A 12,940-nucleotide genomic window follows, 5' to 3' on the forward strand; every position below is an offset into this window, starting at 1 on the left:
CGATTCCGAAGGTGTTTCGCGGGTGTATCAAACCCGATTTCATGATGATAGTGGAGGAATGCAGTGCAAACCTTTAACGCCGATATAGCAATTATAGGTGCAGGTGGGGCGGGTTTACGCGCAGCAATAGCCGCAGCGGAAGCCAATCCAGACCTGAACATCGCATTGATTTCGAAAGTGTACCCAATGCGCAGCCATACTGTGGCAGCCGAAGGCGGTTCAGCCGCTGTGACACAGGATCACGACAGCTTTGATTTTCACTTTCAGGATACCGTTTCCGGAGGCGACTGGCTGTGTGAACAGGACGTGGTGGATCATTTCGTTCATCAGTGCCCGACTGAAATGGCTCAGCTGGAAATCTGGGGCTGTCCGTGGAGCCGCAAAGAAGACGGCTCGGTCAACGTCCGCCGTTTTGGCGGGATGAAGATCGAACGCACCTGGTTTGCCGCCGATAAAACCGGCTTCCACATGCTGCACACGCTGTTCCAGACCTCCCTGAAATACCCACAAATCAAACGATTCGACGAGCATTTCGTCCTCGATATTCTGGTCGATGACGGTCAGGTACGCGGCGTGGTCGCCATCAACATGATGGAAGGCACCCGCGTACAGATCCGCGCTAACGCTGTGGTGATGGCGACCGGTGGTGCAGGCCGTGTTTATCGCTACAACACCAACGGCGGTATCGTGACCGGCGACGGGATGGGCATGGCGTTCCGTCACGGCGTTCCACTGCGTGATATGGAGTTTGTGCAATATCACCCGACCGGCCTGCCCGGTTCCGGCATCCTGATGACCGAAGGTTGCCGTGGTGAAGGTGGCATTCTGGTGAACAAAGACGGCTACCGTTATCTGCAAGACTACGGCATGGGGCCCGAAACGCCGCTCGGCGAACCGAAAAATAAATACATGGAACTCGGCCCGCGCGACAAGGTTTCGCAGGCGTTCTGGCACGAATGGCGCGCCGGACGCACTGTCGAAACCCCGCGCGGCGACGTGGTCTACCTGGATCTGCGCCATCTCGGCGAGAAAAAATTACGCGAACGTCTGCCGTTTATCTGCGAACTGGCGAAAGCCTATGTCGGCGTGGATCCGATCACCGATCCGATCCCGGTGCGCCCTACCGCGCACTACACGATGGGCGGTATCGAAACAGACGGGCAGTGCGAAACCCGCATTAAAGGGCTGTTTGCCGTCGGTGAATGTTCTTCGGTCGGTTTGCATGGTGCTAACCGTCTGGGCTCCAACTCGCTGGCAGAGCTGGTGGTCTTTGGCCGCATGGCCGGTGAACAGGCTGCATTGCGCGCAGCGCAGGCGACAGACTTCGGCAATACCGCTGCGCTGGACGCTCAGGTGCAGGACATTGAAACCCGCCTGTCGGCGCTAATGCAGCAGGAAGGTGATGAAAGCTGGGCCGCTATCCGCGACGAAATGGGTCTGGCGATGGAAGAAGGCTGCGGGATTTATCGCACCACGGAGCTGATGCAAAAAACTATCGACAAGCTGGCCGAGCTGAAAGAGCGCTTTAAACGTGTGAAAATCAACGATACCTCCAGCGTGTTCAACACCGATCTGCTCTACACCATCGAACTGGGTCACGGTCTGGAAGTCGCCGAATGTATGGCGCATTCCGCATTCAATCGCCGTGAATCACGCGGTGCGCATCAGCGTCTGGACGAAGGCTGCACCGAACGCGATGACGTCAATTTCCTTAAGCATACGCTGGCATTTTATCAGCCTGATTCCGCACCGCGTCTGGAATATGGCGACGTGAAAATCACCACACTGCCGCCGGCTAAACGTGTTTACGGTAGTGCAGGTGAAAATCAGGATAAAAAAGATAAGGAGCAATCCCGTGGCTAAAACGCACAGCCTGAAGGTTGAAATCATGCGCTATAACCCGGAGACGGACAGTGCGCCGCATCCGGTGGTGTATGACGTCCCCTACGATGAGACAACCTCCGTTCTCGATGCCCTCGGTTATATCAAGGATCATCTGGCGCCAGACCTTTCTTACCGCTGGTCGTGTCGTATGGCGATTTGCGGCTCCTGCGGCATGATGATCAACCGCGTACCGAAGCTGGCCTGCAAAACGTTCCTGCGTGAGTATCCGCAAGGCATGCAGATCGAAGCGTTGGGCAATTTCCCGGTGGAACGCGATCTGGTGGTCGATATGACGCACTTTATCGAAAGCCTGGAAGCCATTAAACCCTACATCATTGGTAATTCACGTACCGTCGATCAGGGGCCGGGCAATCAGACACCAGCTCAGATGGAGAAATACCATCAGTTCTCCGGCTGTATCAACTGCGGCCTGTGCTACGCCGCCTGTCCGCAGTTTGGCCTCAATCCGGAATTCATCGGCCCGGCAGCCATTACACTGGCGCATCGTTACAACCTCGACAACCGTGACCACGGCAAAGCGCAACGTATGCCGCAGCTTAACGGTCAAAACGGCGTCTGGAGTTGCACCTTTGTCGGTTATTGCTCCGAGGTCTGTCCGAAGCACGTCGACCCGGCAGCTGCTATCCAGCAGGGCAAAGTCGAAAGCTCAAAAGACTTCATGATAGCGAGGCTGAGACCGCAATGAGGGAGGAAAATATGACCACTCAAAATCAGCGCACAGCCAGTAAACGCAAACCCTACGTGCGTGAAATGAAGGCCAGCTGGTGGCAACGGCTACCTTTCTACCGTTTCTATATGCTGCGCGAAGGGACGTCGGTGCCCGCCGTCTGGTTCAGTCTGTTACTGCTGGCCGGGCTGTTCTCACTGCGTCACGGGCCGGAAAGCTGGGGAGGTTTTGTTCATTTTCTGCAAAACCCCGTCGTCATGCTGATCAACCTGATTGCCCTGCTCGCCGCCTTGTTGCACACCAAAACCTGGTTCGAGCTGGCGCCCAAAGCCTCCATCATCATTGTGAAAGACAGGAAGATGGGGCCTGAGCCGATCATTGCCGGTTTTTGGGGCGTGACCGTGGTTGCGACGTTGGTGATCCTTGCCATCGCACTGTTTCTTTAAGGAGGCGAAATGAAAAATACTCTGCCTAAACGTTCCGATGAACCGGTGTTCTGGGGGCTGTTTGGTGCCGGTGGTATGTGGAGCGCGATTTTCGCACCGGTGATGATTTTGCTGGTGTGCTTCCTGCTGCCGCTGGGGTTCTTTCCCGGTGATGCACTGAGCTACCCGCGCGTACTGGCGTTCGCGCAAAGCTGGATTGGCCGTCTGTTCCTGCTGCTGATGATCGTCCTGCCACTGTGGTGCGGTTTGCACCGGATCCATCACGCCATGCACGACCTGAAAATCCACGTTCCAGCCGGTAAATGGGTCTTCTACGGTCTGGCGACGATCTTAAGCATTGTCACGATTATCGTATTGATCCGCCTCTGATCCCCTGCGATCTTACCTTTCAGCGACCTGCTTTTGGGTCGCTGATATTTGCCCCCGCCCTCTTTTCTTTTTTCTCCATTGTTACCTACACTTAGGTGATTACCTAAGGAAGGAATAACTATGCGTATCTGGTCAAAACTCGGTGTCATCGTCACGGCACTGTTATCCGTCGCTTGCAGCGTTACCCCGCCGAAAGACGTCAAAGTCATCAATAATTTCGAACTCAACCGTTATCTCGGCACCTGGTATGAAGTCGCCAGACTCGATCACAGCTTTGAAAGCGGGCTTGAGCGCGTGACGGCGAATTACAGCCTGCGGGGCGACGGCGGCGTAAAAGTCATTAACCGTGGATTTAATCCGAAGAAAAATAAATGGCAGGAAAGCGAAGGGAAAGGTTACTTCACCGGATCAACGGCGCGAGCGGCGCTCAAAGTATCCTTCTTCGGCCCGTTCTATGGCGGCTATAATGTCATCGAGCTGGATAAAGACTATCGCTATGCGCTGGTGTGTGGCCCGGATAAAAGCTATCTGTGGATCCTTTCACGTACGCCTACGCTGGACAATGATGTGAAACAGAAGTTGCTACAAACCGCGCAGCTGTACGGTTTCGATACCAGCAAACTCGTCTGGGTTAAACAGCCTTAGTATTCTCCCCTCCAGAAATAACACTGCCTGCATTAATGTGCAGGCAGACTTCAGGTTACTTCTTATCATTTATGACGTTCACGCCAGATTATTGGGCGCTTTTCTGAATGGCCTGGCCACCGGCAGAAACGTCTTCACCGACGCCGCGCGTGGTATTGCAGGCAGTTAACGCAGAAGACAAAACAAGAACAGATAAGATGGCGAGGATACTTTTCTTCAGCATATTAATTTCCTTCCTATAGGAGAATGTAAAGTACAACGCATTAAGTGTAGTTAATTTTTCAGGAATGCAGAAAATCAGGAAGGTTTTTAAGAATATTGGAAACTGGAAAACAGGTACAGCAAGGCTGATGGGGTCAGCCCGCGCGTGAAATCGCCCCACCCAGATGCTGGATGTCTTCACCAAAACCGTGAACCGTGTTGCAGCCGGATAAGGAAGCCAGCGCCATTACTGAAACCACGATAAGCATGATCTTTTTCAACATGGTAAACACATTCCCATTCAACAGGTTAACCCCGGAAAGCTGCAACAGGCTTTCACCTGAGGCAGCTTTCATCCGGCAGAATAAGTGAAGAAAACTTATTTAACGCGGGAAACGTATTCGCCAGAGCGGGTATCACAACGGACGATTTCGCCGATCTGTACGAATAATGGAACCTTAACCACAGCACCAGTGCTCAGGGTCGCTGGCTTGCCGCCGGTACCCGCAGTATCACCTTTCAGGCCTGGATCGGTTTCTACTACTTCTGCTTCGATGAAGTTCGGTGGCTGTACAGCGATAGGACGACCGTCCCACAGAGTCACGATACATTCCGCATTGTCTTGCAGCCATTTGGACGCTTCGGACACGGTTTTTGCTTCAACGCCGTGCTGCTCGAAAGTCTCCGGGTGCATGAAATGGTAGAACTCACCGTCGTTGTACAGGTAAGTCATGTTGGTATCTACAACGTCAGCACCTTCGCAGGAGTCAGTAGATTTGAAGGTTTTTTCTACACGCGTGCCAGTCAGCAGACGACGCATTTTCACACGTGCAAAAGCCTGACCTTTGCCCGGTTTTACGAACACACTGTCTTCGATCGCGTAAGGCTCGCTTTCGAACATGATTTTAAGACCCGGACGGAAATCGTTGCTAGAATAAGTCGCCATGATGGCCCTCTAATTTTAAACTGGTATTAGCCAAAAAATGGCAAACATTGTAACCCTAAAAACGCCATTTAGAGAAGATTGGTTGTATCAACTCGGCGATGTTATCACTGACCCCGATGAACTGCTTACTCTTCTGGCACTTAACGACAATGCAGAATTGCAAAGTGGCCATGAGGCCCGTCGTTTGTTCCCGCTTCGCGTGCCCCGCGCCTTTGTGGCACGTATGCAGCCGGGCGATCCGCAGGATCCTTTATTGCTTCAGGTATTAACCGCCCGCGAAGAATTCATCGCAGCGCCGGGTTTTACCACTGACCCGCTTGATGAACAACGCAGCGTCGTTCCGGGTCTGTTGCATAAGTATAATAATCGCGCCCTGCTACTGGTGAAAGGCGGCTGTGCGGTGAACTGCCGCTACTGTTTCCGCCGTCATTTTCCGTATCAGGACAACCAGGGAAATAAGGCCAACTGGGTTCAGGCGCTGGATTATATCCGCACACGTCCCGAACTCGATGAAATTATTTTCTCCGGCGGCGATCCGCTGATGGCTAAAGATCACGAACTCGACTGGCTCATCGGTGAACTGGAAGGTATCGCTCACATTAAGCGTCTGCGCATCCATACCCGTTTACCAGTGGTGATCCCTGCCCGCATCACGGACACCCTATGCCAGCGCCTCGAACAGTCTCGTTTACAGATGCTTATGGTGACCCACATCAATCACGCCAACGAGATTGATGACGCTCTGCGCGACAGTATGGCAAAGCTGAAAAAACGCGGTGTGACGTTGCTCAATCAAAGTGTATTACTGCGCAATGTGAATGACTCCGCCGAAGTACTGGCGAAGCTCAGCAATGCGCTGTTCGACGCCGGAATTCTGCCCTACTACATTCACGTGCTGGATAAAGTCCAGGGCGCAGCACATTTCATGGTGAGCGACGATGAAGCGCGTATCATTATGAAAGGACTGATGAGCAAAGTGTCTGGCTATATGGTGCCCAAACTCACCCGTGAGATTGGCGGTGAACCAAGTAAAACGATTTTGGATTTGCGGCTGAAGCAGTCCTAAAGGTGCAGATTGCAGATGCAAAAAGGGATGCCATTGGCATCCCTTTATTATTTCTACACGGTTATACCGCGAGGGGCCCTGTTATGGGCACTTATAAACCTGGCCGACCATTTTGCTGTCAACCGGTGCAAAGCTGGACAGGAAGTTCTGAGACGGGCTGTTGGCACCATAAATAGTGTTGCCGCCCATCGCTGCCGCTTTGTTACGCAGGTCGTTGGCTGCACCACGCATAGAGCTGCCGTCGCCGCCGGTACCGGAGAACCAGTTGCTTTGGGAACCGGTGACCTGACCAAGCAGCTGACATTCAGCGGCTGGCTTGTCGTCGGTGAATTTCACCTGCTGGCCCGCTGCATCCAGTTGATGAGTGGTACTGCACCCGGCAAGCAGCGCGATAGCTGACAGGCCCAGTAACATTTTAATCCGCATCACTTTCCCCATTTGTTTTTGTAATCACATAAAGCCTATCAGAAAACACCTGGCTCTCTTAGGCATCCGTTGCCACGTATACCCAAGGTTCCGCGCTATCGGTAAAAATCCGAAACCCACGCAGAAATGAGTCTACACGCTAAAGGTGGAAGACATTGAGACTTATCTTACTGAATGCGATAAAAAATGGTCAAATAAAAAAACCCGGCCTTTTCAGACCGGGTTTCTTCAGCACGCTCATCAGTAAACAAAAATGCCTGCTGACTTTACGTACCTGCGGATGAACGCAGGGGGATGATGATTACATCATGCCGCCCATGCCGCCCATTCCACCCATACCGCCAGCGCCGCCCATGTCGCCTTTATCATCTTTTGGCAGGTCAGTGATCATGCACTCAGTGGTGATCATCAGGCCAGCAACAGAAGATGCGTATTGCAGAGCAGAACGGGTTACCTTCGTTGGATCCAGGATACCCATTGCGATCATGTCGCCGTATTCTTCGGTATAAGCGTTGTAGCCGAAGCTGCCTTCGCCCGCTTTTACTTTGTTCGCGATAACGGAGGCTTCTTCACCGGCGTTAACCACGATCTGACGCAGTGGAGATTCCATCGCGCGCAGAGCAACACGGATACCCACGTTCTGGTCTTCGTTGTCGCCTTTCAGGCCAGCCAGAGTATGAGCAACGCGGATCAGCGCAACACCACCACCGGCAACCACGCCTTCTTCAACGGCAGCACGGGTTGCGTGCAGCGCATCTTCAACGCGGGCTTTCTTCTCTTTCATTTCAACTTCAGTCGCTGCGCCAACTTTCAGAACAGCTACGCCGCCTGCCAGTTTAGCCACACGCTCTTGCAGTTTTTCGCGATCATAATCAGAAGTCGCTTCTTCGATCTGCTGACGGATCTGAGAAACACGGCCCTGGATGGTCGCTTCTTCGCCAACACCGTCGATGATGATGGTGGTGTCTTTATTGATAACGACGCGTTTAGCCTGACCCATGTCTTCCAGGGTGGCTTTTTCCAGCTCCAGACCGATCTCTTCAGAGATAACGGTACCGCCAGTCAGGGTTGCGATGTCCTGTAACATCGCTTTACGACGGTCGCCAAAGCCAGGTGCTTTAACCGCAGCGACTTTCACGATGCCACGCATGGTGTTCACGACCAGAGTCGCCAGGGCTTCGCCTTCAACATCTTCAGCAATGATCAGCAGTGGTTTGCCCGCTTTCGCAACGGCTTCCAGTACTGGCAGCATTTCGCGGATGTTAGAAATCTTTTTGTCAGCCAGCAGAATGAACGGGCTTTCCAGTTCGATTGAACCGGTTTCTGGTTTGTTGATGAAGTACGGGGACAGGTAACCGCGGTCGAACTGCATACCTTCTACAACGTCCAGCTCGTCTTGCAGACCGGTGCCTTCTTCAACAGTGATAACGCCTTCTTTGCCAACTTTTTCCATCGCTTCTGCGATCAGTTTACCGACGGTTTCATCGGAGTTAGCAGAGATGGTACCTACCTGTGCAATCGCTTTAGAATCAGAGCAAGGGACAGACAGTTTTTTCAGTTCTTCAACCGCATGGATGACTGCTTTGTCGATCCCGCGTTTCAGATCCATTGGGTTCATGCCAGCGGCAACGGCTTTCAGGCCCTCGGTGATGATCGCTTGTGCCAGAACGGTTGCGGTAGTCGTACCGTCACCCGCAGCATCGTTCGCTTTGGACGCAACTTCTTTCACCATCTGCGCGCCCATGTTTTCGAACTTGTCTTCCAGTTCGATTTCACGTGCAACGGACACACCATCTTTAGTGATGGTTGGAGCGCCGAAAGATTTGTCCAAAACCACGTTGCGGCCTTTAGGGCCCAGGGTCACTTTTACTGCATCAGCAAGGATGTTTACGCCACGCAGCATTTTCACACGGGCGTCGTTACCGAATTTAACTTCTTTAGCTGCCATTGTTAATTTCCCTTCAATTCGTTCAGTTCAGAAAAAAGTGGGTCGGAGGAGGATCAGGCTTCTACGATTGCCAGGATGTCGCTCTCGGACATAATCAACACTTCTTCATTGTCGATTTTCTCAGCTTTCACGCCGTAGCCGTCGTTGAAAATGACGATGTCGCCAACTTTCACGTCCAGCGCTTTCACTTCACCGTTTTCCAGAATGCGACCATGGCCGACAGCCAGGATTTCACCACGGGTAGATTTACCTGCAGCTGAGCCAGTCAAAACGATGCCGCCAGCGGATTTAGATTCTACTTCTTTACGCTTGACGATAACGCGGTCATGCAATGGACGAATTTTCATTGATAACTCTCCTGTGAGCGGATCCATATCTATTTTTAGGGTTGAATGCCTGACAGTACGCTGCCCGGCCTCGTGGTTTGTTTAATGGGGGCGATACATCGCCCTTCAAGGGGAAGCACAGAAAAAATTTTCGCTTTTTCCTTCATATTTTTGCCCTTCACACCGGCGAAATATGGTTTCCCCAACAATTTTTTAACAATCAAGGGCACAGAGATTAGCGATCGCGGTGCTCTGTGTCGTCATCTTTTTTCAGAGAAACCAGACGTTCCTGAGTTTCATCGGTGCGCTTAAACTCGCCATCAAAGGTATTGCCGGTCGGCGCGCTGTTACCCCAGTTGCCGCCGGAGCGGACAATATTGAGGTGAGGCATCAGTTTGAGCGTCAGGCGTTTCTGGACAGGCGGCAGTAAAAGCAGCAACCCGAGGAAATCAGTAAAGAAGCCCGGCACCAGCAGCAGAAAACCGGCTATCACCAGTGATACGCTTTTCACCATTTCCGCCGCCGGACTTTCGCCCAGCGCCAGTTTTTCTTGTAACTGCATAAAGGTCTTCATGCCCTGATTTTTCACCAAAGACACACCCACGCAGGAAGTGAACACGACCAGCAACAATGTTGTCGCTACGCCGACCACTGCCGCCACCTTGATAAATAAGGTGATTTCAATGTAGGCCAGCAAAAATAACAGTAATAACGGTAACCAGCGCACCGCATTCTCCTTGTAATAAGGTTCCGGAAATCCAGTCTGAGGATATTCCGACACCATGAATGAGGGCCCGCTCGGGATCTTTGCCATCAAAGGCATACGGGCTGACTACAATGAGATGGTGCTACATCCCAATGATTTCAAGCACCAGACCTGATTTAATTGAGCAGATAAATGATTTGTGAGAATTCTCACAGATACCAAATTACATGCACAACAATAGGGCAGGATAGTGATCTTAATACGTGCAATTCGTTGGAAGCAGCATATGATCGCCTTCGTTGTTCAAACGATGGTTGATCGTTTTAAATTTACCACGGTAAGTAACATAATTTTAAACATCGCATAACGCGTTTAGTACCGAAGAGAAGGTTCTCATGTCAAACACCATTCGTATCGAGGAAGACCTGCTGGGCACGCGCGAAGTACCAGCAGACGCTTATTACGGCATTCATACCCTGCGGGCGATTGAAAACTTCTATATCAGCAACACCAAGATCAGCGATGTTCCTGAATTTGTCCGTGGCATGGTGATGGTGAAAAAAGCGGCGGCTCTTGCTAACAAAGAGCTTCGCACGATCCCACGCCATATTGCTGACATCATCATTCAGGCATGTGACGAAGTGCTTGATAAAGGTAAGTGCATGGACCAGTTCCCTATCGACGTCTATCAGGGCGGGGCGGGAACCTCGGTAAATATGAACACGAATGAAGTGCTGGCTAACATCGGTCTGGAACTGATGGGACACCAGAAAGGCGATTATCAGTTCCTCAATCCAAACGATCACCTCAACAAATGCCAGTCGACCAACGACGCCTACCCGACGGGTTTTCGTATCGCCGTGTATGCCTCGCTGCTGAAACTGGTCGATGCCATCTCCCAACTGGGCGACGGTTTCGAGCGTAAAGCTAAAGAATTCGAGAACATCATCAAGATGGGGCGTACGCAGTTGCAGGATGCGGTTCCTATGACCCTTGGTCAGGAATTCCATGCCTTCAACGTGTTGCTAAAAGAAGAAACCCGCAACCTCATTCGCACCGGCGAACTGCTGCTGGAAGTGAACCTCGGTGCGACGGCGATCGGCACCCGTCTGAATACGCCGGAAGGTTATCAGCAACTGGCGGTGGAAAAACTGGCGGAAGTCAGTAATCTGCCCTGCATTCCGGCTGAAGACCTGATCGAAGCGACCTCCGACTGTGGGGCTTACGTCATGGTACACAGCTCTCTGAAACGTCTGGCGGTGAAGCTTTCTAAAATCTGTAACGACCTGCGCCTGCTCTCTTCCGGCCCTCGCGCTGGCCTGAACGAAATCAATCTGCCAGAGTTGCAGGCAGGTTCTTCAATCATGCCCGCCAAGGTCAATCCGGTCATCCCGGAAGTGGTCAATCAGGTGTGCTTTAAAGTTATCGGTAACGACGTGTGCGTCACCATGGCGGCAGAAGCCGGTCAGCTCCAACTGAACGTGATGGAACCGGTTATCGGCCAGGCGATGTTTGAGTCAGTTCATATCCTGACGAACGCTTGTTACAATCTGCTGGAAAAATGCATCAACGGCATTACCGCTAATAAAGAAGTGTGCGAATTTTACGTATTCAACTCTATCGGTATCGTCACTTATCTCAACCCGTTTATCGGCCACCACAATGGCGATATCGTCGGTAAGATTTGTGCAGAAACCGGCAAGAGCGTCAGGGAAGTGGTGCTTGAGCGTGGCCTGCTGACAGAAGCAGAGCTCGACGATATTTTCTCTATCGAGAATCTTAAACACCCGGCATATAAAGCAAAACGCTACACGGATGAAAATGAACAGTAACAGACTCCATTACTGACCTTTTAAAGGCTCGTTGTTCTGCGGAACAGCGGGCCTTTTTACTTTGTACGACACAACAATTACATAACAAATAATTATCAATTCCTTAAGGAGTGCTGGGCAATGGGCAGACAAACATGTTAATCATCGAACTTATTATCGTATTGTTAGCGATCTTTCTCGGCGCGCGCTTAGGCGGTATCGGGATTGGCTTCGCAGGCGGGTTGGGCGTACTGGTGCTCGCCATGATCGGCGTGAAACCGGGGTCGATTCCTTTCGACGTCATCTCCATCATTATGGCTGTGATCGCAGCCATCTCGACCATGCAGGTCGCAGGCGGGATGGACTATCTGGTCCAGCAAACCGAAAAATTGCTGCGGCGTAATCCGAAGCACATCACTATCCTCGCCCCCATCGTGACTTACTTCCTGACCATCCTCGCAGGAACGGGCAACATTTCACTGTCGGCATTACCCGTGATTTCTGAAGTCGCCAAAGAGCAAGGCATTAAGCCCTGCCGTCCATTGTCCACCGCCGTGGTCGCAGCGCAAATTGCTATTACCGCCTCGCCGATTTCGGCAGCAGTGGTTTATATGTCATCAGTAATGGAAGATCACGGTGTCAGCTATTTGCACCTGTTGATGGTGATGATCCCTTCCACCCTGGCGGCCGTTATCGTGATGTCTTTGATGGTGACCTGGTGCTTTGACTCCAAACTCTCTAACGATCCCGTCTATCTTAAACGTTACGAGGAAGGTCTGGTGACGCTGCGTGGCGATACCGTTATCGACATCAAACCGCGCGCAAAACTCTCCGTGCTTTTATTCCTGCTCGGTGTGTTATCGGTGGTCGGGTATGCGGTGATCAACAGTCCGAGTCTCGGGCTGGTGGCTACGCCACTGATGACCACCACCAGCGCGATCCTCATTATCATGCTCAGCGTGGCGACTTTAATTACCCTGTTATGCCGCGTTGATACTGATTCGATTCTGACTTCCGGTACGTTCAAAGCGGGTATGAGCGCCTGTATTTGTATCCTCGGCGTGGCGTGGTTAGGCGATACCTTCGTGCAAGCCAATATCGGCTGGATTAAAGAAACGGCGGGCAGCATTATTCAGTCGCACCCCTGGTTGCTGGCGGTAATTTTCTTCTTCAGTTCGGCACTGCTGTATTCCCAGGCGGCGACGACAAAAGCCCTGTTGCCGATGGCGCTGGCACTGAGCGTTTCTCCGCTGACTGCTGTGGGTTCATTTGCTGCCGTCTCCGGCCTGTTCATACTGCCAACCTACCCGACGCTGGTCGCAGCGGTTCAGATGGACGATACCGGTACGACCCGCATCGGGCGCTTCGTGTTCAACCATCCGTTCTTTATTCCCGGCACCGTCGGCGTTTTCCTGTCAGTTCTGTTTGCCTTCGGTTTGGGCAGTTTCATTCTCTGACATTTTTACGGGGGCTGCGGT

15 protein-coding genes are annotated in these 12,940 nt (G+C 52.1%); 8 read left to right on the top strand and 7 right to left on the bottom strand.

Translation table 11 applies throughout. The annotated features are described in order from the left end of the window. Positions 1 to 63: 63 nt before the first annotated feature. The 5 genes from frdA (at position 64) to blc (ending at position 4,032) form a co-directional block, all read left to right on the top strand. Entirely contained in the window at positions 64 to 1,863 is a 1,800-nt protein-coding gene (gene frdA, locus GE278_19115) for a fumarate reductase (quinol) flavoprotein subunit (GenBank protein QLK62735.1), read from the top strand. After that, positions 1,856 to 2,590: a succinate dehydrogenase/fumarate reductase iron-sulfur subunit gene (locus GE278_19120; GenBank protein ID QLK62736.1), complete on the top strand. Its 735-nt coding sequence runs from the start codon at positions 1,856 to 1,858 to the stop codon at positions 2,588 to 2,590. The genes frdA and GE278_19120 overlap by 8 nt, the downstream gene beginning before the upstream one ends. Positions 2,591 to 2,601: 11 nt before the next feature. Continuing rightward, positions 2,602 to 3,018: a fumarate reductase subunit FrdC gene (gene frdC, locus GE278_19125; GenBank protein ID QLK62737.1), complete on the top strand. Its 417-nt coding sequence runs from the start codon at positions 2,602 to 2,604 to the stop codon at positions 3,016 to 3,018. A gap of 9 nt (positions 3,019 to 3,027) precedes the next feature. Then, positions 3,028 to 3,387, top strand: coding sequence for a fumarate reductase subunit FrdD (gene frdD, locus GE278_19130; protein ID QLK62738.1), 360 nt, complete (start codon positions 3,028 to 3,030; stop codon positions 3,385 to 3,387). A gap of 120 nt (positions 3,388 to 3,507) precedes the next feature. After that, positions 3,508 to 4,032: an outer membrane lipoprotein Blc gene (gene blc / locus GE278_19135; GenBank protein QLK62739.1), complete on the top strand. Its 525-nt coding sequence runs from the start codon at positions 3,508 to 3,510 to the stop codon at positions 4,030 to 4,032. A gap of 88 nt (positions 4,033 to 4,120) precedes the next feature. On the opposite strand, the gene GE278_19140 is transcribed toward blc, so the two are convergent. From GE278_19140 to efp, 3 genes are all read right to left on the bottom strand, one after another. Next, positions 4,121 to 4,255 (bottom strand): entericidin A/B family lipoprotein, encoded by a 135-nt coding sequence (locus GE278_19140; protein QLK62740.1) that lies wholly within the window; start codon positions 4,253 to 4,255, stop codon positions 4,121 to 4,123. Between the two features lie 133 nt (positions 4,256 to 4,388). Continuing rightward, on the bottom strand, positions 4,389 to 4,517 hold the full coding sequence (locus GE278_19145; protein ID QLK62741.1) for an entericidin A/B family lipoprotein: 129 nt from the start codon (positions 4,515 to 4,517) through the stop codon (positions 4,389 to 4,391). A gap of 95 nt (positions 4,518 to 4,612) precedes the next feature. Next, positions 4,613 to 5,179, bottom strand: coding sequence for an elongation factor P (gene efp / locus GE278_19150; GenBank protein ID QLK62742.1), 567 nt, complete (start codon positions 5,177 to 5,179; stop codon positions 4,613 to 4,615). Positions 5,180 to 5,216: 37 nt separating this feature from the next. On the opposite strand from efp, the gene epmB reads away from it, so the two are divergent. Further along, the gene (gene epmB, locus GE278_19155; protein QLK62743.1) at positions 5,217 to 6,245 is read left to right on the top strand and encodes an EF-P beta-lysylation protein EpmB; all 1,029 of its coding nucleotides are present in this window, start codon (positions 5,217 to 5,219) and stop codon (positions 6,243 to 6,245) included. 81 nt (positions 6,246 to 6,326) lie between these two features. Here the strand turns inward: epmB and GE278_19160 are convergent, their stop codons facing one another. From GE278_19160 to fxsA, 4 genes are all read right to left on the bottom strand, one after another. Then, on the bottom strand, positions 6,327 to 6,671 hold the full coding sequence (locus GE278_19160) for a DUF4156 domain-containing protein (protein QLK62744.1): 345 nt from the start codon (positions 6,669 to 6,671) through the stop codon (positions 6,327 to 6,329). 301 nt (positions 6,672 to 6,972) lie between these two features. Further along, entirely contained in the window at positions 6,973 to 8,619 is a 1,647-nt protein-coding gene (groL, locus tag GE278_19165; protein QLK62745.1) for a chaperonin GroEL, read from the bottom strand. A gap of 53 nt (positions 8,620 to 8,672) precedes the next feature. After that, a complete protein-coding gene (gene groES, locus GE278_19170) occupies positions 8,673 to 8,966 on the bottom strand; it encodes a co-chaperone GroES (GenBank protein QLK62746.1) in 294 nt (97 codons plus the stop codon). Between the two features lie 214 nt (positions 8,967 to 9,180). Then, a complete protein-coding gene (gene fxsA, locus GE278_19175) occupies positions 9,181 to 9,672 on the bottom strand; it encodes a membrane protein FxsA (protein QLK62747.1) in 492 nt (163 codons plus the stop codon). Between the two features lie 374 nt (positions 9,673 to 10,046). Here fxsA and aspA point away from each other — a divergent pair, with 374 nt between their 5' ends. Beyond that, positions 10,047 to 11,483 (top strand): aspartate ammonia-lyase, encoded by a 1,437-nt coding sequence (aspA, locus tag GE278_19180; protein QLK62748.1) that lies wholly within the window; start codon positions 10,047 to 10,049, stop codon positions 11,481 to 11,483. A gap of 134 nt (positions 11,484 to 11,617) precedes the next feature. Then, positions 11,618 to 12,919, top strand: a complete 1,302-nt coding sequence (locus GE278_19185; protein ID QLK62749.1) for an anaerobic C4-dicarboxylate transporter — start codon at positions 11,618 to 11,620, stop codon at positions 12,917 to 12,919. The last annotated feature ends 21 nt before the right edge of the window (positions 12,920 to 12,940 follow it).

The sequence above is a fragment of the Enterobacteriaceae bacterium Kacie_13 genome (genome assembly GCA_013457415.1).
GTDB lineage: Bacteria > Pseudomonadota > Gammaproteobacteria > Enterobacterales > Enterobacteriaceae > Rahnella.

What these genes read in the sequence shown, in the direction of transcription:
- frdC (QLK62737.1), top strand. Translation starts at nt 2,602, where the DNA reads ATGACCACTCAAAATCAGCGCACAGCCAGTAAACGCAAACCCTACGTG.
- frdD (QLK62738.1), top strand. Translation starts at nt 3,028, where the DNA reads ATGAAAAATACTCTGCCTAAACGTTCCGATGAACCGGTGTTCTGGGGG.
- blc (QLK62739.1), top strand. Translation starts at nt 3,508, where the DNA reads ATGCGTATCTGGTCAAAACTCGGTGTCATCGTCACGGCACTGTTATCC.
- GE278_19140 (QLK62740.1), bottom strand. Translation starts at nt 4,255, where the DNA reads ATGCTGAAGAAAAGTATCCTCGCCATCTTATCTGTTCTTGTTTTGTCT.
- GE278_19145 (QLK62741.1), bottom strand. Translation starts at nt 4,517, where the DNA reads ATGTTGAAAAAGATCATGCTTATCGTGGTTTCAGTAATGGCGCTGGCT.
- efp (QLK62742.1), bottom strand. Translation starts at nt 5,179, where the DNA reads ATGGCGACTTATTCTAGCAACGATTTCCGTCCGGGTCTTAAAATCATG.
- epmB (QLK62743.1), top strand. Translation starts at nt 5,217, where the DNA reads ATGGCAAACATTGTAACCCTAAAAACGCCATTTAGAGAAGATTGGTTG.
- GE278_19160 (QLK62744.1), bottom strand. Translation starts at nt 6,671, where the DNA reads ATGCGGATTAAAATGTTACTGGGCCTGTCAGCTATCGCGCTGCTTGCC.
- groL (QLK62745.1), bottom strand. Translation starts at nt 8,619, where the DNA reads ATGGCAGCTAAAGAAGTTAAATTCGGTAACGACGCCCGTGTGAAAATG.
- groES (QLK62746.1), bottom strand. Translation starts at nt 8,966, where the DNA reads ATGAAAATTCGTCCATTGCATGACCGCGTTATCGTCAAGCGTAAAGAA.
- aspA (QLK62748.1), top strand. Translation starts at nt 10,047, where the DNA reads ATGTCAAACACCATTCGTATCGAGGAAGACCTGCTGGGCACGCGCGAA.
- GE278_19185 (QLK62749.1), top strand. Translation starts at nt 11,618, where the DNA reads ATGTTAATCATCGAACTTATTATCGTATTGTTAGCGATCTTTCTCGGC.